General features: G+C 75.7%; 21 protein-coding genes and 1 pseudogene. 11 read left to right on the top strand and 11 right to left on the bottom strand.

Annotated features, from left to right (window positions below):
- The 4 genes from ACI78U_RS18500 to ACI78U_RS18485 all read left to right on the top strand — a co-directional run bounded on the left by ACI78U_RS18500 (position 1) and on the right by ACI78U_RS18485 (position 2,993).
- Positions 1-1,056, top strand: coding sequence for a sugar phosphate isomerase/epimerase family protein (locus ACI78U_RS18500; RefSeq protein WP_456876851.1), 1,056 nt, complete (start codon positions 1-3; stop codon positions 1,054-1,056).
- 2 nt (positions 1,057-1,058) lie between these two features.
- A complete protein-coding gene (locus ACI78U_RS18495; protein ID WP_456876850.1) occupies positions 1,059-1,835 on the top strand; it encodes a TIM barrel protein in 777 nt (258 codons plus the stop codon).
- Positions 1,832-2,752, top strand: a complete 921-nt coding sequence (locus ACI78U_RS18490; RefSeq protein WP_456876849.1) for a ThuA domain-containing protein — start codon at positions 1,832-1,834, stop codon at positions 2,750-2,752. The genes ACI78U_RS18495 and ACI78U_RS18490 overlap by 4 nt, the downstream gene beginning before the upstream one ends.
- 70 nt (positions 2,753-2,822) lie before the next feature.
- A complete protein-coding gene (locus ACI78U_RS18485; RefSeq protein WP_456876848.1) occupies positions 2,823-2,993 on the top strand; it encodes a hypothetical protein in 171 nt (56 codons plus the stop codon).
- 31 nt (positions 2,994-3,024) lie between these two features.
- Here the strand turns inward: ACI78U_RS18485 and merB are convergent, their stop codons facing one another.
- Complete coding sequence (merB, locus tag ACI78U_RS18480; RefSeq protein WP_456876847.1) at positions 3,025-3,684, bottom strand: organomercurial lyase; 660 nt, start codon at positions 3,682-3,684, stop codon at positions 3,025-3,027.
- Positions 3,685-3,945: 261 nt separating this feature from the next.
- On the opposite strand from merB, the gene ACI78U_RS18475 reads away from it, so the two are divergent.
- A complete protein-coding gene (locus ACI78U_RS18475) occupies positions 3,946-5,514 on the top strand; it encodes a PP2C family protein-serine/threonine phosphatase (RefSeq protein ID WP_456876846.1) in 1,569 nt (522 codons plus the stop codon).
- A 75-nt stretch (positions 5,515-5,589) separates the two neighbouring features.
- Here ACI78U_RS18475 and ACI78U_RS18470 read toward each other — a convergent pair whose 3' ends face one another.
- The 4 genes from ACI78U_RS18470 to ACI78U_RS18455 form a co-directional block, all read right to left on the bottom strand.
- Positions 5,590-6,216, bottom strand: a complete 627-nt coding sequence (locus tag ACI78U_RS18470; RefSeq protein WP_456876845.1) for an antibiotic biosynthesis monooxygenase — start codon at positions 6,214-6,216, stop codon at positions 5,590-5,592.
- A gap of 88 nt (positions 6,217-6,304) precedes the next feature.
- A complete protein-coding gene (locus ACI78U_RS18465) occupies positions 6,305-7,723 on the bottom strand; it encodes an MFS transporter (RefSeq protein WP_456876844.1) in 1,419 nt (472 codons plus the stop codon).
- A 40-nt stretch (positions 7,724-7,763) separates the two neighbouring features.
- Complete coding sequence (locus ACI78U_RS18460) at positions 7,764-8,126, bottom strand: carboxymuconolactone decarboxylase family protein (protein WP_456876843.1); 363 nt, start codon at positions 8,124-8,126, stop codon at positions 7,764-7,766.
- Between the two features lie 114 nt (positions 8,127-8,240).
- Complete coding sequence (locus ACI78U_RS18455) at positions 8,241-9,689, bottom strand: DUF2252 domain-containing protein (protein WP_456876842.1); 1,449 nt, start codon at positions 9,687-9,689, stop codon at positions 8,241-8,243.
- Positions 9,690-9,892: 203 nt separating this feature from the next.
- Here ACI78U_RS18455 and ACI78U_RS18450 point away from each other — a divergent pair, with 203 nt between their 5' ends.
- The gene (locus ACI78U_RS18450; protein WP_456876841.1) at positions 9,893-10,285 is read left to right on the top strand and encodes an amphi-Trp domain-containing protein; all 393 of its coding nucleotides are present in this window, start codon (positions 9,893-9,895) and stop codon (positions 10,283-10,285) included.
- 37 nt (positions 10,286-10,322) lie between these two features.
- Here the strand turns inward: ACI78U_RS18450 and ACI78U_RS18445 are convergent, their stop codons facing one another.
- Positions 10,323-10,808, bottom strand: coding sequence for a DUF1579 family protein (locus ACI78U_RS18445; RefSeq protein ID WP_456876840.1), 486 nt, complete (start codon positions 10,806-10,808; stop codon positions 10,323-10,325).
- 158 nt (positions 10,809-10,966) lie between these two features.
- On the opposite strand from ACI78U_RS18445, the pseudogene ACI78U_RS18440 reads away from it, so the two are divergent.
- Both ACI78U_RS18440 and ACI78U_RS18435 read left to right on the top strand, forming a co-directional pair.
- Positions 10,967-11,179, top strand: a pseudogene (locus tag ACI78U_RS18440) (helix-turn-helix transcriptional regulator); the annotation flags it as partial.
- A 370-nt stretch (positions 11,180-11,549) separates the two neighbouring features.
- Positions 11,550-11,807 carry a hypothetical protein gene (locus ACI78U_RS18435; protein WP_456876869.1) on the top strand — a complete coding sequence of 86 codons (258 nt, stop codon included), beginning with the start codon at positions 11,550-11,552 and terminating at the stop codon, positions 11,805-11,807.
- A gap of 54 nt (positions 11,808-11,861) precedes the next feature.
- On the opposite strand, the gene ACI78U_RS18430 is transcribed toward ACI78U_RS18435, so the two are convergent.
- The gene (locus tag ACI78U_RS18430; protein ID WP_456876839.1) at positions 11,862-13,127 is read right to left on the bottom strand and encodes a multidrug effflux MFS transporter; all 1,266 of its coding nucleotides are present in this window, start codon (positions 13,125-13,127) and stop codon (positions 11,862-11,864) included.
- A gap of 168 nt (positions 13,128-13,295) precedes the next feature.
- Here ACI78U_RS18430 and ACI78U_RS18425 point away from each other — a divergent pair, with 168 nt between their 5' ends.
- On the top strand, positions 13,296-14,255 hold the full coding sequence (locus ACI78U_RS18425; protein ID WP_456876838.1) for a quinone oxidoreductase family protein: 960 nt from the start codon (positions 13,296-13,298) through the stop codon (positions 14,253-14,255).
- A gap of 4 nt (positions 14,256-14,259) precedes the next feature.
- Here the strand turns inward: ACI78U_RS18425 and ACI78U_RS18420 are convergent, their stop codons facing one another.
- The gene (locus ACI78U_RS18420) at positions 14,260-15,162 is read right to left on the bottom strand and encodes a helix-turn-helix domain-containing protein (RefSeq protein WP_456876837.1); all 903 of its coding nucleotides are present in this window, start codon (positions 15,160-15,162) and stop codon (positions 14,260-14,262) included.
- A gap of 41 nt (positions 15,163-15,203) precedes the next feature.
- Between ACI78U_RS18420 and ACI78U_RS18415 the strand changes: the two genes are divergently transcribed.
- Positions 15,204-16,043, top strand: a complete 840-nt coding sequence (locus tag ACI78U_RS18415; RefSeq protein WP_456876836.1) for a phytanoyl-CoA dioxygenase family protein — start codon at positions 15,204-15,206, stop codon at positions 16,041-16,043.
- A 183-nt stretch (positions 16,044-16,226) separates the two neighbouring features.
- Here the strand turns inward: ACI78U_RS18415 and ACI78U_RS18410 are convergent, their stop codons facing one another.
- Positions 16,227-16,484: a hypothetical protein gene (locus ACI78U_RS18410; RefSeq protein ID WP_456876835.1), complete on the bottom strand. Its 258-nt coding sequence runs from the start codon at positions 16,482-16,484 to the stop codon at positions 16,227-16,229.
- Positions 16,485-17,068: 584 nt separating this feature from the next.
- On the opposite strand from ACI78U_RS18410, the gene ftsH reads away from it, so the two are divergent.
- Entirely contained in the window at positions 17,069-19,147 is a 2,079-nt protein-coding gene (gene ftsH / locus ACI78U_RS18405) for an ATP-dependent zinc metalloprotease FtsH (protein ID WP_456876834.1), read from the top strand.
- A gap of 20 nt (positions 19,148-19,167) precedes the next feature.
- Here the strand turns inward: ftsH and ACI78U_RS18400 are convergent, their stop codons facing one another.
- Complete coding sequence (locus ACI78U_RS18400) at positions 19,168-20,010, bottom strand: ABC transporter permease (protein ID WP_456876833.1); 843 nt, start codon at positions 20,008-20,010, stop codon at positions 19,168-19,170.
- Positions 20,007-20,848: AAA family ATPase (locus ACI78U_RS18395; protein WP_456876832.1), on the bottom strand; the 842-nt coding region annotated here is incomplete at its 5' end. The genes ACI78U_RS18395 and ACI78U_RS18400, both read right to left, overlap by 4 nt.

The following is a 20,848-nucleotide window of genomic DNA, read 5'->3' as shown; positions in this document are numbered from 1 at the left end:
ATGACCACGACCGCTCCGGCCCGCGAGGCGCAGCCCGCCGTCGAGGGCAGCGGCATCACGCTCGGGCTGACGCTCTACTCGCTGACCAGCGAGTGGGCCGCCGGCCGGTACGACCTGCCCGGCCTGCTCGGCGTCGTCGACAAGGCGGGGATCGGCCCGGGCATCGAGATCGTCGCGTCGCAGACGATCCGCACCTATCCGGAGGTGACGCCCGAGTTCGTGCGCGACTGGCGGGACGCGTTCGACCGGCACGGCTTCGTGCCGAGCTCGTTCGGCTGCAACCTCGACATGGGCCGCCGCCGCGACCGGGACATGACCCCGGACGAGGAGTTCGAGTTCACCGTCACCCAGTTCCGCAGCGCGCACGCGCTCGGCTTCCCGCTGGTGCGCATCCAGAGCGCCGAGCCCTCGCTGATCCGGCGGCTGCTGCCGGTGGCCGAGGAGCTCGACCTGACGATGGGCTGGGAGCTGCACGCCCCGCTCGGGCCGAACTCGCCCCGGGTGATGGAGATCCGCGAGACGTACGAGCAGATCGGCTCGGAGCGGCTGGGTTTCGTCGCCGACTTCAGCTCGACCATGCACGCGATGTCGCCGACCATCCTGCGCAAGCTCGTGAGGATGGGGCTCGGCCAGGAGGAGCTCGACCGGTTGCAGCAGATCTGGGCGACCGACGCCGACATCAACGCCCGGCACGGCGAGTTCGTCGAGTACCTGCACTCGCGCGGCATCGCCCCCGAGTCGCTGGGCTCGTTCGCGCGGCTGGCCTTCAACATGCACGGCCACGTCGACCCGGCCGAGTGGGCCGACATCATGCCGCAGATCAAGCACGTGCACGCCAAGTTCTACGACATCGACGAGCACGGCGACGAGCCGGCGATCGACTACCCGGCGATCGTCCGGGAGTTCGTCCACGGCGGTTACTCCGGCTTCTTCTCCAGCGAGTGGGAGGGCCACGCCTTCGCCGACCTCGACGAGGCCGACCCGGTCGACCTCGTCCGCAAGCAGCACGACCTCATCCGCCGGTCGATCACGGCCGCCCTCAGCCAGAAGGACTGAACGTGTACCAGCTCTCCGCCAACATCGAACTGCTCTTCACGGAAGCCGGCGAGGACGCCGGCGACCGGGTCCGCGCCGCGGCCGCCGCCGGCTTCGACGCCGTCGAGATGTGGTTCTCCACCGACAAGGACCTCGACTCGCTGAGCAAGGCGCTCGCCGACACCGGTGTCCAGCTGACCTCGCTGCTCGCCGGCCCCCGGATGGGCTTCACCTTCCCGGGGACGGATCTGGCCCCGGCCCACGAGGGGCTGGACACCGCCGTCGAGCACGCGAGGCTCCTCGGCTGCCCGCGGGTCGTGCTCGCCTCGGGCGTGGGCTTCCCGGGCATGAACCGGACCCGGAACCACCAGGTGATCATCGACATGTACGGGGAGGCGGTGGAGCGGCACCGCGACTCGGGGGTCGACTTCGTCCTCGAGCCGGTCAACTCCCGGGTGGACCATCCCGGTGCGCTCACCGACCGCACCGAGGACGCCGTCCACGTCGCCCGCGCCATCGGCTCGGAGCGGTTCGGCATCCTCTACGACCTCTACCACTCGATCGCCCAGGGCGAGGACCCGGCGACCGAGCTGGCCGACGCGGCGGGATTCGTCAAGTACGTGCAGCTCGCCGACGTGCCGGGCCGCGGCGAGCCGGGCAGCGGGTCGGTCGACTGGCCGGCCCAGCTCGCCGTGCTGCGGGCATCGGGCTACGACGGACCGATCGGGCTGGAGTACTTCCCGACCGTGGAGACGACGGAGTCCGTCGAGTACATCCGGTCGGTCGCGGCGGACGCGTGACGCCCGGCAAGATCGACGTCCTGCTGGCGACCGGCAGGGTCACCGTCGAGCACGACAACGAGTTCCGGTCCTTCCGGCACCGCACCTCGATGCTGACGACGCTGCTCGAGTCGACCGGCCGCTTCCGGGTGCGGGTGCTCGAGGAGTTCCGGGGCGTCGGTGACGAGCTGCTCGACCGGTTCGACGTCGTCCTGGTCGTGTACGAGGGGCGCGACGACTACCACTCGGTCGCCGAGGGCTTCGGGACGACGACCGAGCAGGCGCTGCTGCGGTTCGTGCGGGAGGAGGGCCGGGGGATCGTCTGGTTCCACGGCTCGTCGGTGCAGGAGCCGGACTGGGGGTGGCCCGAGGAGTTCGACCGGATGCGGGGGGCCACGCTCAGCAGGACCACGGGGCTGCGCCCCCGCCCCCAGACGGAGGTGACGGTCCGGTTTCCCGAGCCGCGGCACCCCATCACCGAGGGGCTGCCCGCGGAGTGGGCGGTGGTGAACGACGACGTGCTCACCGGCGCCCGGATGGACCCGTCGGCGACGGTCCTGCTCACCGTGTTCGACGACGTCGAGACCTACCGGCGGGCCGGCTGGCCGAACGCGCACACACCGGTGGACATCCCGCCCGGCGGGATCGAGGACCTGCCCGGCATGGACACCGACCAGCCGCTGGCGTGGGCCCACGAGTGGGGCGCGGGGCGCAGCCTGAGCATCGTCCTGGGCCACGACTGGGACACCTTCCGCAAGGTCCCGTTCATGACCCTGCTCGTACGCGGCGTCGAGTGGGCGGGCACCGGGGAGGTCACACTGGGGCCGCCCGAGCGCACCGGCACGGCGCGGTGGCGGGTGTGGCCGTACTACGACGGTGACCCGTCGCGGTTCGACCGGGGCGCACCGGCGGCCGCGCACCCACAGAGAGCTCCCTGAGGGCCCGGACGCGACGAGGGAGGCCGGGCGCCCGTCCGGGGCGCACACTGCGGTCGAGGAGGTGGTCGTCGTGACCGAGCCGGGACCCCGCGTCGGGCGGTACGCCGCCGACGTCGACTTCACCACCCTGCCGGAGCCGGTCCCCCTCGAGCGGACGGTCGCCGAGCACCCGGACGCCGGCGTCGCACCCCCCGCCGGCGGCGGGGACGGTGCCGTCGGCGGCGACGACGGCGGGGACTGACCCCGCTCGGACGCCGCCCGCCGGCGTGGGGTCACAGCCCCCAGAAGGAGCCGGCCAGTCCCACGCTCCGCAGGTACTCGGCCGAGGTCGCCGGGTCCCGGCGCCGGTAGCCGCGGTCGAGGCGCCCGTCGTACCAGTGCGCGGCCAGCCGCCACAGCGTGGCGAGGTCCATCGTGTAGCCGCGGGGTTCCCCGGTCCGCGCCAGCCAGGTGTCGACGCAGCCCGGTGAGCAGAAGAGCCGCTGGTTGGAGCAGGTGTGGACCACGTCGTCCCAGATGCGGGCGGCCGGGACGAGGAAGTGGGCCACCTGGTCCCCGTCCGGGGGCGCGTCCCGGCCGACGTCCCAGGCGTGCGCCCGCGAGCAGCCCGGACAGCGGGTGGACACGAGGACCGGCGCCTGGTCGGGCAGCAGGTGCGGCAGCGCGAAGGAGTCCCATGCGCAGCCGCCCCACCACAGGGTGCGGTTCCCCATCACGGCGAACCCGAGCGGGACGGCCGCGAAGGGATGGGCCATGACCACCCGGTCCCGGTCGTCGAGGACGAGGTGCCGGGCCGCGGCCAGCCGCTGGAGGCCGGCCCGCACGTCCTCCGGCGCGACGTCCAGCTCCTCCGCCAGCCGGTCGGGACCGGGTGCCGCGCCGGTGTCGGCGAACGAGCGGTACACCAGCAGCCTCAGGTCCTCGTCGTCCACGGCGCCAGTCTGGCCGCCCGCCCGGCCGTCGCGGGTCTCCGGCCGCTCGCCTCCGCGGCCGGGGGAGCGGCGAGCCGGTGTCCCTGGCCGCCGCGGCTGACTAGCATCCCCCACTGTCGCGGTCCAGGGACGGGACCCGGTCGGCCACGTCGATCCCGTGCGGAGCGCCCTCGAGCAGTCGGTGGCGTGCGTGTTGAGGGAGGCCCGCATGCCCCAGCCCGCCCGCACGCGCCGCGTCGGCGTCGTCCTGCCGGTACCCCCGTGACCGCCGGGACGCCGCGCCGGGTCGCCGGCCTCGTCGCCGTCGTGGTCCTCGCGGTCACGGCGGTGCTCGCGGTGCTGGCCGGCCAGGTCAACGCCCGCGCCGAGCAGGACCTGCTCGAGCGGGAGGTCGCGCAGGCCGGCACGGTGCTGACCACCCAGGTCGCGGTCCTGACCACCCGGCTGGCCGACGCCGGGCAGGTCGCCACCGCCACCGGCGGCGATCCCGGCGCGTTCGAGCGGTTCGCCGCCGCCCGCGTCTCCGGCGCGGACGTGGTGTCACTGTCGCTGTGGCGCGCCCCCGGCGGCGGAGGGGCCGAGCGGCTGGCGGTGCAGGGAGCCGAGCCGGCCGGTCCCGGCGGGGACGGGTTCGCCGCGTTCCTCGCCGGCGCCCCCGCCGACGGGACGCTGGCGGTGCGGGGCATCCTGCCCGGTGACCCGGACCGGCTCGGGTACGCGCTGCGCCCCTCCGGGGACACCGCCGGCCTGGTGGTCTACGCCGAGTCGGTCCTGCCACCGGACCGGCGCGTCGAGGTGCCGCCCGACGAGGCGTTCGGCGGCCTGGACTTCGCCGTCCACCTCGGTCGCGACGCGGCCCCCGACCAGCTGCTGTACTCCACCGGGCCGGTGCCGATCCGCGGCGAGACCGCCCGGAGCACGGTGGCGTTCGGGGACACCGCGATCACCGTCGTCGGCGCTTCCCCGGGGAGCCTGACCGGCGCGCTCTCCTCCGCGCTGCCGTGGATCGTGACCGGCGTCGGCGTCGCGCTCGCCGCCGCGGCGGCCCGGACCGCCGCGGTGGTCCTGCGGCGCCGCGGCGAGGCGGAGCGGCTGGCGGCCGAGAACGAGCGGCTCTACCGGCAGCAGCGCGGCATCGCGAGCACCCTGCAGCACGCGCTGCTGCCCGAGGTCCCGGTCCTGGAGGGGCTCGAGGTCGCCGCCCGCTACGAGGCCCGCGGTGACGAGCTCGAGGTCGGCGGGGACTGGTACGACGTCGTCGCCCGCGGGCCCGGCTGCTGCGTGTTCGTCGTCGGCGACATCTCCGGCAGCGGGCTGCCGGCGGCCACCACGATGGCCGAGCTGCGGTTCGCGGTCCGCGCCTACCTGGCCCAGGGCGACGACGTCACCGTGGTGCTGGCCAGGCTGCGGCGGCTGCTCGACGTCAGCACCGACCACCGCTTCGCCACCCTGCTCCTCGGCGAGCTCGACACCGCCACCGGCCGGCTGCGACTGGCCTGCGCCGGGCACTTCCCGCCCGTGCTGGTGACCGGGGGCGGGGCCTGCTCCCTGGCGGTGCCCGTCACCCCGCCGGTCGGTGTGGACGCGCCGGCGCCGGCCCCGGTCACCGAGGTCCGGGTGCCGGCCACCGGCACGCTGCTCGCCTTCACCGACGGGCTCGTCGAGCGCCGCGGCGAGGTCATCGACACCGGCCTGGACCGGCTGCGGGCCGCCGCCGCGGGCCTCGACGGGCAGCCGCTGCCGGAGGCGCTCGACGACCTGATGCGGACGCTCAGCGCCGACGGCGGAGGGGACGACACCGTGCTGCTGGGCATGCGCTGGAGCAGGTGACCGGCGGGCGGAGCGGCGTCCCCTCCGCCCGCCGGTGCCGTCCCGGGATCCGGAGCGGCCCTGACCGTGCCGGCCTCAGACGGTCTCGGGTACCCGGAGGTGGGCCAGGACGAGGTCCATCTCGGCGACGTCGAGGATGTCGATGCCCATGATCGCGACGCCCTCCTCGCGCAGCATGCGGGCCTGTTCCCGTGACTCCTCGAGGTGGGCGCGGCCGTCGAAGACCACGGTGCCGACGGCGTGACCGGTCTCCCGGTCGATCATCATGCTGAGGCTGCAGAAGCCGGGCGTCTCCTGGATCCGCGGCATCAGGCTGGTGCGGTACATGTCCAGCAGCTGGTCGGCCCTGGCCGGGTCGCCGTGGCTCCAGGTGATCCGGGCGCACGCGCCGTCCCCGGCGGTGTGCGCGCGGTGGAGGACGGCGATCTCCCACTCGCGCACCTCGAGGTCCTCACCCGCGCCGAAGCGGTCCACCAGGTGCCGGCGCATCGGGGCGACGCGCTCGGCGCTGGCGTCCATCGCCTGCCGGTCCTCCCAGGCCGACGTCGCGATGCACCGGCCGGTCTCGCGGTCGCACAGCATCGACAGGCCGACGCAGCCGTCCATGTCCTGCACGGCCGGCCAGACCTCGTCGCGCATGTAGGCGATGGCGTCGTCGAGCGATCCGGGGTTGCCGCGGATGGTGGTGGATCGGGCGTACATGCCGCCCTCCTCTCGGACGGCGGCGACGCCCCTGCGGCATCGCCGCGCGCCCGAGCCTCCTCCTCGGCGGCCCTCCGGACAACGGTCCTCAGGCCGACGGCGGAGGGCTGCGGCGTGGCGGGTGGGGGAGGAGGAAGGCGGCCAGCCACCCGACGACGGCGAACCCGCCGACCACCACGATCGCGGTGAGGAACGGGGGGTTGCCCGTGGAGGACGCCCCCACGAGCACCGACCCGGCGATCGCGACGCCGAGCGAGGACCCGAGGTTGGAGACGCTGCGCGAGACCCCGGAGATGTCGCCCTGCACCGACTCGGGCCACGCCGACTGCACCACGTTGACCGACGCGGTCAGCATCGCCCCGACCCCGAAGCCCATGAGGAACAGCCCGGGCCAGAAGGTCCAGACCGCGGAGTCCTGGCGGACCAGCGCCAGCAGCAGCGCCAGGCCGACGACGGTGAGCGTGAAGCCGGCCCGGATCAGCAGTCGCTGCGGGTGCCGGCTGGCCATCCGCTGCGCGGCGCCGGCGGACAGCAGGATGCCGATCGTGGCCGGCAGCAGCATCAGTCCGGTCTGGACGGCCGAGTAGCCCCGCTCCTGCTGCAGGAACACCGAGATGACGAAGAACGCCCCCTGCATGACCAGCCACTGCACGGTCTGGGTGGTCAGCCCGAGGTTGGAGGTGCGGTTGCGGAACAGCGAGGGCGAGACCAGCGGCGTCCGGCCGTGCCGCTCGCGGGTCTGCGCGTAGAGGAAGAAGACGGCCAGGAACAGGCCGCCGAGGGCGACCAGGATCCACACCCGGGACGAGGTCCAGCCCTGGGTGCCGGTCTGCAGGATCCCGAAGACGACGAAGAACAGACCGGCGGCGGACAGCACGGCGCCGAGCAGGTCGAACCGCGGGCGCTGCGCCGGCAGCGGCGGGTCGTCGATCCGGCGGGCGAGCAGCACGATCGCGCCCACGACCGCGGCCTGCAGGACGAACGACGCCCGCCAGCTCACGTAGCTGGTGATCAGGCCGCCGATCAGCGGCCCGGCGGCCGCGCCCAGCCCCGCGGCGCCGCTGACCACGCCGAACCACTTGGCGCGCGTCTTCACGTCGTCGAACACGACGGTGATGAGGATGTAGATCGGCGGGATGAGCAGCGCCGACCCGATCCCCTCCAGCAGGGAGTAGCCGACGGTCAGCACGGCCAGCCCCGGCGCGAGGGCGGCCAGCAGGGCGCCGGCGCCGTACACCAGCAGGCCGAGGACGAAGCAGCGCTTGCGGCCCCAGATGTCGGTGAGCTTGCTGCCGGGGATCATCAGCGCCGCCATCGTCAGCGTGAACAGCGTGATGGTGGTCTGGATCCCCGCGACGTCGGTGTCGAGGTCGTCGGCGATCGTGCTGATCGCCACGTTCATGTTCGACGCGGCGTAGCTGGCGATGAACTGCGCGAGGGCGAGCGGCAGGACGATCACGCCTGCCGTCGCCGTGGCCGCGCCGGCGCGGGCGCCGGTCCTGGTCATCCGTGTCCTCCGATCCCGGATCGGCGCCCGCGGTGCGGGGTCAGGACGTGCGCTGCTCGGGGATGGCCTCGGCCAGGGCCTCCGCGCCCGCGATGGCGCGCAGGATGTTGCCGGCCGCGGCGGTGATCCGCGGGGTGCCCACCAGTGGGGCGATGGCGACCAGGACCGCCTGGGCCTGTTCGACCGTCACGTCGGTGTCCGCGGCCATGCCGAGGGTGACCGCGTAGGAGGCGGGCGGGGCGTCCATGGCCACGAGCACGGCCAGGCGGACGAGCAGGTAGGTGTCGGCGTCCAGCCCGGAGCGATCGAGCGCGTCCAGGTTCATGGCGAGGACGGTCTCGAGCACCGGGGCATCGCCGCGGGCGAGGCCGTCGAGGGTGGCGTCGGGGGTGGTCTGGGTCATGGCTCCTCCTGGAGGTGGGGACCGGCGGCGTCCAGCGTCGGCAGACCGGGGCTGCCGGGCCTCCTCCCGTCCGGACGATGTGGCCGGCAGGGCGCGCGGCGGGGCGGGGCCCGCTCAGACGTCTCGCTGCACGGGCACCCGGCCCGCGGCGGCGGCCTCGGCCAGCTGCCGGTGGTCGCCCTCGGTGACGTCGGCGCACGCCTCCGCGTAGTCGGCGAGCGCGTGCTCGAACGCCGGCGAGGAGCCCAGGTAGCCGGCGATGGCGATGCGGTCGCCGGTCCGGGCGTGCGCCCGGGCCAGGCACCAGGCGCAGACCGCGCCGAGGATCTGCAGCCCCTCAGGGCGCAGGTCGCCGAGCTCGACCGACCCCTTCCAGTCCCGCAGCTGCCGGAGGTAGAAGTCCCGCTCCACGCCGTCGACGCCGGCGGTGCGCTCCCAGCCGAGGAAGACGTCGCTGGCCTGTTGCATCAGGTGCTGGCCGGCCACCACCCGCTCGCCCTGGTGGGTGTACCGGCTGGGCCCGACGAACTCGGCGTGCACCGACGGGCCGGCCTCCTTGACCTGGAGCAGCAGCGGGTCGTCGTCGTCGCGCCCGACGAGCAGGACCACCCAGCAGCGGGTGCCCACGCTGCCCACCCCGACGACCTTGCGGGCCATGTCGACGAACGTGTACCGCTCCAGCAGGGTGCGGCGGTCGACCTGCAGCGTGCTCCGGTACAGCCGGATCAGGCCGTGGAAGGCGCGGGCCGGGTCCGGGCCGTCCGCCCCGGGCAGGAGGTCGCGCAGCGGCACCAGCAGCGGGGGCTCGGCCTTGATCCGCAGCCGGCCGTCGACCAGCTCGGTGAGCTTGCCGAAGGCCTGGAGGCTGTCGCGGGTCCGCGCCCGCTCGAGCGCGCGGGTCAGCCGCTTGCGCGCGCCCGGCCCGAGCTGCGGGATCAGGTCGCGCTGCAACGCCTCGGCGTCGAGGCCGGCGTACCAGACCTCGATGTCCCGCTGCGCCGCGAACTCCGCCATCGCCGTCCGGTACCGCGCGCCGGCGGCGACGGTGACCGCCCGCCGCTGCTTGCGCGACAGGCCGTTCTCCCGGCCGGCGAGCTCCAGGCTGGCGACCAGCCGCTGGACGTCGTGCTCGAACGGGCCCGGCAGGGTCTCGTCGAAGTCGTTGGTGTCGAACACCAGCCGGCGCTCCGGTGAGCCGTACAGGCCGAAGTTGGCCGCGTGCGCGTCGCCGCACATCTGCACGGTCAGGCCCGACCGCGACGTCCCGGCCTGGTCGGCGGCCATGACCCGGGCGGCGCCGCGGTAGTAGGCGAACGGGGACTGCAGCATCCGCCCGTAGCGGATCGGCACCAGCTCGGGCACCCGGTCGGCGGCCTGCTCCACGAGCAGGGTGAGGGGGTCGCGGGTGCGCGTGGCCCGGGGGGACTCGGCGAGCGCGGCCAGGGGTGCGCCGGCGCGCAGCGCCTTGCCCGCGGCCTTCCGCTCCTGCGGGGTGGGCCGGGCGGGCGGGGCCGCGGCCCGCGCCGCGCCGTCGTCGAGGGCGACCGCGGTCCCGTCCAGCACGGCGCTGCCACCTCCCCGGCGGGCGTGGCGGGTGGGGGTCGTGGACCCGGCTGCTCGGCGTCCGGCTGCACCTGTCCTCATGGCGCGACCGTGCCGGGCGGGTGCGCCGGCGGCCTCACCCGGCGGGGATGAGGTCGCCGGGCGCCGGGAGCGGGACCCTCGGCGCCGCGGCGCGCGGCGTGCGCGGAGGAACGGAGGAGCCCGTGTCGGACGTGAAGATCGAGCAGGAACGGACGCTGAGCCGTCCGGAGATCGCCCGCTTCCTGGCGGCGCTGGCGGAGGGGCTGGGGTCCGACGACGGCGAGGTCACCGTCGAGCTGGGCGACACCACCCTGGAGCTGACGGTGGCCGACCGGCTCCGCTGCGAGCTCGAGGTGGAGGTGGACGGCGACGAGATCGAGCTGGAGATCGAGCTGAAGTGGGCCGTCCCCGGCCGGGCGACCACCGCACCGCACCAGGAGGGGTCCGACGAGGCGCGGTCGGAGGAGGACCGCGCACCGGCGGCCGAGGGGTCGGCCGCGGCGGGCACGCCCGGTCCGCGGAAGGCACCGGAGAGCCGGGCGCGGCAGGAGAAGCGCCGCCCGTCCCCGGCCTGACCTGGCCGGCCTGACCCCGCGGCGCCGGACCGGCCACTCACCCGTCGTCGTCGACGCGGGTCTCGGTGGCCCGGTAACCGCCGCCGGGCCACTCCCAGCGGCCGTCGACGGTGCCGGCGGCGCGGTCGATCGTGCCGTGGAAGCGGGCGGGGGAGTCCTTGGCCCCGTGCCAGACGGTGAGGTCGTCGCCCTCGATCTGCCAGGAGTACTCGAGTGCGAAGGAGCAGTACGGGCCGGGCCCCTCGTTGCTGAAGAACATCGACCGCAGCGTCTGCTGCGCGTGGTCGTAGCCGATGTACTCGGCGCCCTCGTGCTCGTCCCCGTCGATCCGCATCTGCTGCACGAGGAAGTGGCCGCCCTCGAGCCAGCGTCGCGTCACCGTGCCGGTGAACGCGCCGCTGCCGTCGAGGTCGCTGCCCTCCAGCCGCCACGTGCCCACGAGCACGTCGAGGTCGCGCAGCCGCGGGTGGGGCTCGGGGGCCCGGGGCCCGCCGGCTTGGTCGGTGCGGTCGGTCTCGGCCATGGCGGCGGTCCTCTCGGGAGGGACGGAACGGGGTCCTCGAGTACTCAGACCGCCGCGCCGGGCCGGAGTCATCGCCGCGTCGTCGTCCCGGACGAGCTGGCGCGGCTGCCGGCGTCGGCGCCGCCGCCCCGCGGCCACGAGTCGACCCTGGGGGAGCAGTGAGCACGAGCGCCGGCCCTGGTCGACGGCCATCGTTCGGATCGCACCTGCGGCGACTGCGGGAGGCCGCCGGGCTGAGCCAGGAGGAGCTCGCCGAGCAGGTGGGCCTGGCCCGGGACGCCGTCGTCGCCCTGGAGCGCGGGGAGCTGCGCCGGCCCTCCCCCCACACGGTGCGCGCGCTGGCCGATGCGCTGGACCTGTCCGGACCGGAGCGGGCCGCGCTGCTCGCGGCGGTGCCCGGGCAGGTCGGGGAGCCCGGTCCGCCCCGGTCCGGCCGGGACCACGACCGGACCGGGCGGCGGCCGGTCGCCCGCCTGGCCCGGGGCGCCGACACCGTCCTGGTCACCGTCCGGGAGCTGCGCCTGCTCCTGGGACTGCTCCTCGTCCTGTTCGTCACCTCGGAGACCTGGCGCTACGCCGGCCGCCTCGCCGCGCCCCGGCTCGCCGTCCTCCTGGCCGTCGTCCTCGGGGGTGCGCTGCTCGTCGCGGTCCTCGGGACCCGGCGCGCCCTCCCGGACGGGCTGGACGCGCGGACCCGCAGGAAGGCGACCGCCCGGGTCGCCTCCGAGGTCGTCGGCTTCGGTGCCGCGCTCTTCGCCGGGGTGGTCGTCCTGGGGGTGCTCACCCTGGACGAGCGGGTGGTGGCCGAGTGGACGGGCGCGCCGGCCGAGGTGGTGGGCGTCCCTCGGCGGCTCCGCGCTCGTCCTCACCCGCGCGCTGGTCCAGGTCGCGGCGTTCCTGGCCGCGCTGGGCGCCCTCGCCTTCGCCGTCGAGGTCGTCGTCGACCCCGCCACCCGCTCTCCGCTCGTGCGCGACCTGGTCGACCCCGGCCCCGGCTGAGCACGCCCTCCGTCCCCGGCGCCGGTGCCGTCCTGGCGCGGCGGTGTCCGCCGCTCAGTGGGCGACGGCGACCGCCGGGGAGTCGCCCAGCTCGGTCAGCCGCCACGGCCGGACGACGACGCCGAGCACCCCGATGGCCAGGGTCAGCCCGGCCACCATGGTGAGCGCCATCGCCGTGGCGTCGTTGCCGAGCAGGCCGACGAGCGGGGAGACCGCGGCGCCGATGCCGAACTGGACCGCGCCCAGCAGGGCGGCCGCGGAGCCCGCGGTCTCGCCGTGCGCGGCCAGCGCGAGCGCCGGGGCGTTGGGCAGCGCCAGCCCGATGGCGGCGAGCACTGCCCACAGCGGGACGACCACGCCGGCGAGCCCGCCGGTCCCGGTGACCGCCAGCGCCAGCAGCACCAGCGCGGCGAGCGCACCGGCCGACATCGCGGCGGACAGGAGCTGCGCCGGCGACCACCGGCGCAGCAGGACCGGGTTGAGCTGCGTCGCGCCGATCAGCCAGAAGGCGCCCGCGCCGAACAGCATCCCGAACTGCTGCTCGTCGAGGCCGAACTGCCGCTGGTAGACGAAGGAGGACCCGGAGACGTAGCTGAACAGGCCGGCCATGGTCAGCCCGGCCACCACCACCAGCCCCACGTAGACCCGGTCCCGGAGCAGCCCCCGGTAGGTGCGCAGGACCCCGGCGACGCCGCCGGTCACGCGGCGGTCCGACGGCAGGGTCTCCGGGACGACGAGCGCGCCGACGACGAGCAGGAGCAGCCCGTAACCCGCGAGGACGACGAACACCCCGCGCCACGAGGTGATCCGCAGCAGCTCGCCGCCGATCGTCGGGGCGAGCACCGGGGCGGCGCCCATGACGAGGAACAGCCGCGACAGCATGGCGGCGGCCGCCCGGCCCTCGAACAGGTCCCGCACGATCGCCATGGCGACCACCCCACCCGCGGCGCTGCTCACGCCCTGCAGGACCCGCAGCACCCCGAGCACCTCGACGGTCGGCGCGACCAGGACCAGCAGCGAGGCCACCACGTGCAGCGCGGTCCCCGCCAGCATCGGCCGGCGCCGGCCCAGCGCGTCGGCGAGCGGCCCGATCACCAGCTGCCCGATCGCCAGCCCGGCCAGCGTGCCGGTCAGGGTCAGCTGCACCATCGGCGAGCTGGTGCGCAGGTCGGTGGCGATGGCCGGCAGCGCCGGCAGGTACATGTCGATGGTGAACGCGCCGACGGCGACGAAGGCGCCGAGGACGAGCACCAGCACCGCGCGGTGCGGCGTCTGGACCTCCGCGGGCACGGTGGTACTGCGGTCGTGGGTGACGGTCACGGACTTCCCCCTGGGCGCGCGGCAGCGCCCCGTCTGGACTGTGGTTGCAGACGACAAGCGTTACCGCCCACCGGCCATTCCACTCGCGAAGGCGCGGAGTCGTGTTGCCGTCGCAGATCACACCGTCGGGCCCCGGGGGAGGACCATCCCGGTGACACGACCCGATCGATGACGGGAGGCACCGTGCAGGCGGTGGTCGTCGAACGCACCGGTGGGCCCGAGGTGCTGCAGGCCCGCGACCTCCCCGACCCCGAGCCGGGGGAGGGGCAGGTCCTCGTCGACGTCGAGGCCGTGGGCGTGAACTTCCGCGACGTCTACGAGCGGGAGGGGCGCCCGCCCTACGGGGGCCGCCTGCCGGCGGTCGTGGGCGCGGAGGGGGCCGGCACCGTGGCCGGCACCGGCGAGCGGGTGGCCTGGCTCGACGTCCCGGGCAGCTACGCGACCCGCGTGGCCGCGCCCCGGGACAGGCTGGTCCCGGTACCCGACGGCGTGCCCGCCGAGCTGGCCGCCGCCGTGGTGCTGCAGGGCTGCACCGCCCAGTACCTGGCCGCCGACTCGTACCCGGTGTCCGAGGGCGACTGGGCGGTCGTGCACAGCGCGGCCGGCGGCGTCGGGCTGCTGCTCACGCAGCTGGTGCGCGCCCGGGGCGGGCACGTGCTGGCCACGGTGTCGACCGAGGACAAGGCCGAGCTGGCGCGGGCGGCCGGGGCCGACGACGTCGTCGTGGGCTACGCGGGGTTCCCCGAGCGGGTGCGCGAGCTCTCCGGCGGCGAGGGCGCGGCGGTGGTCTACGACGGCGTCGGGAGGGCGACGTTCGCCGCGGGGCTGACCGCGCTGCGGCCCACCGGCCGGATGGTCCTCTTCGGCGCCGCGAGCGGGCAGCCCGAGCCGCTGCCGCTGCAGCAGCTGGCGGCGCACGGCTCGCTGTACGTCCAGCGGCCGACGCTGGGGACCTACACCCGCACCCCGCAGCTGCTCCGTGAGCGGGTCGGCGCCGTCCTGGACCTGGTCGCCTCCGGCCGGCTCGACGTGCGCATCGGCGGCCGCTACCCGCTGCGCGAGGCCCGGCGCGCGCACGAGGACCTGGAGGCGCGGCGGACCACGGGCAAGCTCCTGCTGCTGCCGTAGCGGCTCAGACCAGTTCCCGGCGCGCCAGCCGGCGCCGCCGCCAGGCCGCCGGCGGCTCGCCGACCTCGCGGGTGAAGGCGGCGTAGAAGCTGCTCGTGGAGCCGAAGCCGGCTCGCCGCGCGACGGCGTCGACGTCGGCCGTGGTGACCAGCAGCAGCCGCCGGGCCTCGGCGAGCCGGCAGCGCAGCAGAAACGCGGCCGGGGTGGTGCCGGTGACCGCGCGGAAGGCGGCGGTCGCCGTGGCCGGGTGCAGGTGCGCGGCGGCGGCGACCTCGGCGACGCCGATCGGCTCGCGGAACCGCGCCGCGACGAAGGCGGCCATCTGCGCCACCCGCCGCGCGTGCCGGTCAGGGGCGGGGCCCTCGTCCTCCGCCGGGTCCTCGTCCTGCGCCGGGTCCGGGCCCGGGTCGAGCACCGACAGCCGCTCCAGCAGCGCGCGCACCTCCAGCCGGGCCGCGCGTGCCTCGGCCGGGACGCCGCCGGCCAGGTCGGCCGCCCAGCCGGCGAAGCGCGCGGCGTCGTCGGACCGGCCGGGCAGCACCCGCCGCTCGCCGCGCAGCAGCGCCGCGGTCAGCCGGCCCTCCACGTCCCACTCCAGCGCATCGGCCAGCGGCACGGTGAGCCAGCGGACCGCCGCGCCGTCCCCGGCGGCGCTCACCCGGTGGGGCAGCGCCCCCCACGCCACGACCAGCGTCCCGTCGGGCACCCGCACCCGCCGGCCCGCGTGCTCGTGCTCGACCCACCCGCCCACGGCCAGCGCGAGCTCGACGTCGTCGTGCCGGTGCGCGCGGCGCATCACCGGCCGGGTGCTCAGCCGGCAGGCCAGGCCGTGCTCCTCGTGCACCGGGCCGGCGAGCAGGGGCTCGGCCGGGGACCCGGCGCGGATCCGGGAAGCACCGCCGTCCATGCCGGGAGTCTCCCGCGCCGGCCCGGCCGAGCATCGGGGGCATGACGCCGCTGTCCCTGACCCCCGCCCAGGTCGCCCGGTTCGACGCCGAGGGGTTCCTCGTCCTGCGCGACCGCATCCCCGCCGACCTGCTCGCCCGGCTGCGCGCCGCCGCCGACCGGTGGACGTCGATGCCGCCCACCGGGGACCACCTGTTCTCCGGCGGCGTGCTGTGGCGGGTCGACTACCTGCACGACAAGGGCGAGGACGCCTCGCTGCAGCTGCTCGGCAGCCCGGACGTGCTCGGCATCGCCGAGTCGCTGGCCGGGCCGGACCTGGTGCCCACCTACGAGTCGCTGGTTGTCAAGGCCGAGGGCGCCGGCGCGCCCGTGCCGTGGCACCAGGACGCCGTCCACGCCCGGCGGCACCGGCTGTTCAACGTCGACGTCTACCTCGACGCCGCGCTGCCCGGGCAGGGCGCGCTGCGGGTGGTGCCGGGTTCGCAGCGGGCGCGCACCGACGCCTGCGGGCTGCGCGACGCCCACGGCTGGGACGTGCCCGGCGCGGTCGAGGTGCCGATGGCGCCCGGGGACGTCCTCGTCCACGACGACATGGTCGTGCACGGCTCGCCGCCCACCGCCGGCTCGCCGGCGCGGCGCACGGTCTACCTGGAGTTCCGCCCCGCCGCCTCGGTGCTCGAGGACGGCCCGTGGGACGACGAGTGGCTCGCCGCCCGGATGCGGCTGCTGCCCGCCGCCCTGGCCGCGCACACCGCGGCCCGGCCGGCCGCGCCCCGGCACGACTGGCGGCCCTCGCCGCACCTGCGTCCCGGGGACGACGGCGTCGACCTGCGGGTGGCCCATGGCGTGCACACGCCGGGGGAGTGGTGCAGCGCGGGCTGACCGCTCGCCGAGCGCGACCGGGACACGTCCCTCCGGTGCTCGCCCTGAGCGGGGTCAGCCGACCGGCGCACGGCGACCGGGTCAGAGGCCGCCACCCCGCCTGGCGACATCATCTCCCAGCGGGAGACACGCGCTGTCAACGGCGCGACCGACTCGCATCGGTCCGGCAGTACACCTGGCCCGTCACCGGGGCTTGTTGGGGACGTAGTAGGTGAGACCGGCAGCCCCACCGAAGGCGACGAGGGCAGCGACCACCGCCGTCAGCCACTGACCTGCGGTGACCGAGTCGAAGCCGGTGTCCGCACCGCCCAGTGCGGTGAGGAGCGAGGACAAGAAGGCGAGGACCGCGCTGTAGATCGCCGCCACCCAGGCCTTGGCCGCCGTGGTCCGTCCCGGTCGGTTCGGATCGTGGGGTTGCGACACCTCGAGGGGTGCAGACATGACCACTCCTCTCCTGGGCGTGGCGAGAGTCGCTGCCGATGGTCGTCATGGCGCGTCACCGACCTGTCACGGCGGCATCACCACCGGCTGTCGTCGGCGTGCGGCCCCCATCGCGAGACGTCGTGCCGTTGCACCGGCGACTGCAGCGCTCCACGGGGGATGGTCCCCGACGCCGCACTGGCCGCGTGCGTGGCCACCGCCGCCGGCCTCTCCGACGCCTCCGCGGCCGCTTCGGACGCCGCCCTCGACGCGATCCCCGAGCCGCACTTCGACGAGCAGACCTCCGCGGCCGGCCCGATCCGCTCGCTCGAGGGTCTGCAGCAACTGTCCGGCCCGACCGATCCCCACGCGCGGCGCAACGAGCGTGGGCGTCGACGGCCTGGCCTGACCCCCCCGGCGTGCGGGCGCCCGGTGTCGACCTGGTGTGGTCTCCCGGCCACGGGGACCGCACCGGGTCGACACGGAGCGGGGCCCGGCCGGCGCACCCGAGCCCAGGGTCCTTCCCTGGCGCGAGCGCCCCCGGTGCGGCGGCACGGTGGCCCCGACGCGGCGGACGAGGCTGCGCTCGACACGGGAGGGTCCCGATGGCCGGTGCTGCGACACGGGGGGAGGCGGGCGCGCCGGAGGACGAGAGCACGCGCCGGTCGGGATCCTGGGGACGGCTGCGCGGCCGCGACGACGGCGTGTCCCGCCGTCCCCCGCCGTGGCGCGTCGAGGGCATGCCCGACGACCGGGGCCGCCCGGCGGCGCAGCGCCCGCGGCTGGGCGCCCTGTGGTGGCTGGTGCTGGCCGCGCTGGCCGTCAACTGGATCGTCGCGTCGGTCGCGATGGGCCCACCGCCGCGGGCCGCGGTCCCCTACACGTACTTCACCGACCAGCTGACCGCGGGCAACGTCGCGTCGGTGACCTCGACCGGGGACACCATCGAGGGGGAGTTCCGCACCGCCGTCGACCCGCCCGGCGGGGACGACGCCGACCCGACGGAGCTGTTCACCACCCAGCGCCCGTCCTTCGCCACCGACGACCTGCTGGCCACGCTGGAGGCCCAGGACGTCACCGTCGACGCCGTCTCGCCGGACGCCGGCCCGCCGCTGTGGGTGCAGGTCGTCGTCGGCTTCGGCCCGACCCTGCTGCTGGTGGCGCTCCTGCTGTGGTTCCTGCGGCGGCGGGCGGCCTCCGGCGCCGGCGCGCTCGGCGGCTTCGGCCGGTCGAAGGCCACCCTCTACCGGCCCGACTCCGGGCGGCGGACGACGTTCGCCGACGTCGCCGGGATCGACGCGGTCGAGCAGGAGGTGGGCGAGGTCGTCGACTTCCTGCGCGACCCCGGGCGCTACACCCGGCTCGGGGCGCGGATCCCGCGGGGCGTGCTGCTCTCCGGCCCGCCCGGCACCGGCAAGACCCTGCTCGCCCGGGCCGTGGCCGGCGAGGCCGGGGTGCCGTTCTTCTCCATCTCGGCCTCGGAGTTCATCGAGGCGATCGTGGGCGTGGGTGCCAGCCGGGTGCGCGACCTGTTCGCCCAGGCGAAGAAGGTGGCGCCCTCGATCGTGTTCATCGACGAGCTCGACGCCATCGGCCGGGCGCGGGGCGGGACGGCCACCACCGGAGGCGTCGACGAGCGCGAGCAGACGCTCAACCAGGTCCTCACCGAGATGGACGGGTTCCAGGGCAACCAGGGCGTGGTCGTGCTCGCCGCCACCAACCGGCCCGAGATCCTCGACCCGGCGCTGCTGCGGCCCGGCCGCTTCGACCGGCGGGTGACCGTCGGCCCGCCCGACCGCGCCGGGCGGCTGGAGATCCTCCGGGTGCACACCCGGGAGGTGCCGCTGGCGCCCGACGTCGACCTCGCCGCGGTGGCCGCCGCGACGCCCGGGATGGTCGGCGCCGACCTGGCCAACCTGGTCAACGAGGCAGCGCTGCTGGCCGCGAAGAACCGCCGTGAGCAGGTCGCCGGCGCCGACCTCGCCGAGGCGCTGGAGAAGACCCTGCTGGGCACGGTGCGCGGCATCGTGCTCTCCCCGGAGGAGAAGCTCCGCACCGCCCACCACGAGGCGGGGCACGCGCTGCTCGGCATGCTCACGCCCGGCGCGGACCCGGTGCGCCGCGTGACGATCATCCCGCGGGGACAGGCCCTCGGGGTGACCGTGCAGACGCCGGAGGGCGACCGGTACGGCTACTCGGTCCGGTACCTGCGGGGCCGCATCGTCGGTGCGCTGGGCGGGCGGGCCGCCGAGGAGGTCGTCTACGGCGACGTCACCACCGGCGCCGCCGACGACCTCGAGCAGGTGACCCGGCTCGCCCGGCAGATGGTCGGCCGGTGGGGCATGTCACCGGCGGTGGGCCCGGTGGCGGTCCTGCCGCCGTCGGGGGACCAGCCCTTCGCCGCCGACGGCGCCGCCCCGGCGACGCGGGAACTCGTCGATGCCGAGGTGCGCCGGCTGGTCGAGGAGTGCTACGCCGAGGCGGTCGCGACGCTGCGGGCCAACCGGGAGCGGCTGGACCGGCTGGCCGCCGCCCTCCTCGAGCGGGAGACCCTCGAGGAGGACGAGGCCTACGTCGCCGCCGGGGTGCGCCCGGACAGCGCCCCGGCGGCCGTCGCCCGGGGGGAGACGCCGGCCGCCGGCCGGGCCCCCGGGCTGCCGGCCGACGTCGCCGCCGTGCGCTGACCCCGGGGCCCGGGCCCTCGTCAGTCCCGGGACCGGCGGCGGAACGCCGAGAGGGCCAGCGGCGCGAACAGCGCCGTGAGCAGCAGCGACCAGGCGATCGACACCAGGACCGGGTTCTGCAGCGGCCAGGCGGCGTCCGCGGGGGCGGGCAGGCCGTTGCCCCACAGCTCCCGGCAGGCCTGGGTCAGCGCCGAGACCGGGTTCCACTCGGCGATCGTGCGCAGCCACGCGGGCATGCTCTCGGTCGGCGCGAACGTGTTGGCCACGAACGTCAGCGGGAACATGACGGTGAACATGAAGCCCTGCACGGCCTCCACGGTCCGCATCAGCGAGCCGACCCAGATCCCCAGCCAGATCATGGCGAAGCCGAACACCAGCAGCAGCAGGAACCCGAGGACGCCGTCGACGAGGCCGTTGCGGATCCGCCACCCGATGAGCAGACCGGTCAGCGCCATGACGGCGACGCCGATGCTGGAGTGGATCAGGCTGGACAGGCTCCGCCCGACGAGCACCGCCGCCCGCGGGACCGGCAGGGACTTGAAGCGGTCGACGAACCCCTTCTGCAGGTCGTTGGTCAGCCCCATGGCGACGATGGCGGAGGAGAACACCATCGTCTGCACCATGATCCCGGGCAGCAGGAACTCCCGGTAGTTCGAGCCGGCCACGGCGATGGCGCCGCCGAACACGTAGGCGAACAGCAGCACGAACATCACCGACTGCACGGTGACGTCGAGCAGCATCTCCGGCATCCGCCGGATGTGGATCAGGTTGCGCCAGACGATCGTCGACGACGCCCGCAGCAGCGACGGCGGGTGGATCTCCGGTCGGGCCGTGGCCCGGAGCGGGGTCTGGGTGGCGGTCACGACGCGGCTCCCTCGGTCTGAGCCCCCGTGGTGGTCTCTTCGGTGGTGGCCGACTCGGCGCGGTGCCCGGTCAGGTGCAGGAACACGTCGTCGAGGCTGGGCCGGGCCAGCCCGAGGTCGTCGAGCTCGATCCCGCTGTGTTCGAAGACCGCGGCGATCCGGGTCATGTCGCCCAGCCCGCCGGCCTGCGCGGTCAGGCGACGGCTGCCCGCCTCGACGTGCACCTCGGGGGAGTGGTCGCGCATCAGGGCGGCGGCCGCGTCGAGGTCGGCGGCGTGGGTCAGGGTGACCACGACGCTGGCCTGCCCGGCCTGGTCCTTGAGCTGGGTCGGGGTGCCGGCGGCGATGACGCGGCCCTTGTCGACCACCACGATCTCGTCGGCCAGGTGGTCGGCCTCCTCCAGGTACTGCGTGGTGAGCACCAGCGTGGTGCCCTCCTGCACGAGCTCGCGCAGCACCTCCCACAGTCCCGACCGGCTCTGCGGGTCCAGCCCGGTGGTGGGCTCGTCGAGGAACAGGATCGGCGGGGCCGCCAGCAGGCTCACCGCGAGGTCGAGCCGCCGGCGCATGCCCCCGGAGTAGGACTTCGCCGGCCGGTCGGCGGCCGCGGCGAGGTCGAAGCGCTCCAGGAGGTCGTCCGACGCCCGCCGGACGTAGCCGCGGCCCAGGCCGTAGAGGCTGCCGATCAGCCGCAGGTTCTCGCGCCCGGTGAGGATCTCGTCGACCGTCGCGGGGGGGGGGGGGGGGGGGGGGGGGGGGGGGGGGGGGGGGGGGGGGGGGGGGGGGGGGGGCGCGGGCGCCGCGGCGCGGCCGCCCGGGGGGGGGCGGGGGGCGGGGT

Source organism: Geodermatophilus sp. SYSU D00710 (assembly GCF_054050195.1).
The sequence above is the reverse complement of the archived record's forward strand: the minus strand, read 5'-3'. Positions and strand labels throughout refer to the sequence as shown.

What these genes read in the sequence shown, in the direction of transcription:
- ACI78U_RS18500 (WP_456876851.1), top strand. Translation starts at nt 1, where the DNA reads ATGACCACGACCGCTCCGGCCCGCGAGGCGCAGCCCGCCGTCGAGGGC.
- ACI78U_RS18470 (WP_456876845.1), bottom strand. Translation starts at nt 6,216, where the DNA reads ATGTACGCCCGATCCACCACCATCCGCGGCAACCCCGGATCGCTCGAC.
- ACI78U_RS18465 (WP_456876844.1), bottom strand. Translation starts at nt 7,723, where the DNA reads ATGACCAGGACCGGCGCCCGCGCCGGCGCGGCCACGGCGACGGCAGGC.
- ACI78U_RS18460 (WP_456876843.1), bottom strand. Translation starts at nt 8,126, where the DNA reads ATGACCCAGACCACCCCCGACGCCACCCTCGACGGCCTCGCCCGCGGC.
- ACI78U_RS18445 (WP_456876840.1), bottom strand. Translation starts at nt 10,808, where the DNA reads ATGGCCGAGACCGACCGCACCGACCAAGCCGGCGGGCCCCGGGCCCCC.
- ACI78U_RS18425 (WP_456876838.1), top strand. Translation starts at nt 13,296, where the DNA reads ATGACGGGAGGCACCGTGCAGGCGGTGGTCGTCGAACGCACCGGTGGG.
- ACI78U_RS18420 (WP_456876837.1), bottom strand. Translation starts at nt 15,162, where the DNA reads ATGGACGGCGGTGCTTCCCGGATCCGCGCCGGGTCCCCGGCCGAGCCC.
- ACI78U_RS18415 (WP_456876836.1), top strand. Translation starts at nt 15,204, where the DNA reads ATGACGCCGCTGTCCCTGACCCCCGCCCAGGTCGCCCGGTTCGACGCC.
- ACI78U_RS18410 (WP_456876835.1), bottom strand. Translation starts at nt 16,484, where the DNA reads ATGTCTGCACCCCTCGAGGTGTCGCAACCCCACGATCCGAACCGACCG.
- ftsH (WP_456876834.1), top strand. Translation starts at nt 17,069, where the DNA reads ATGGCCGGTGCTGCGACACGGGGGGAGGCGGGCGCGCCGGAGGACGAG.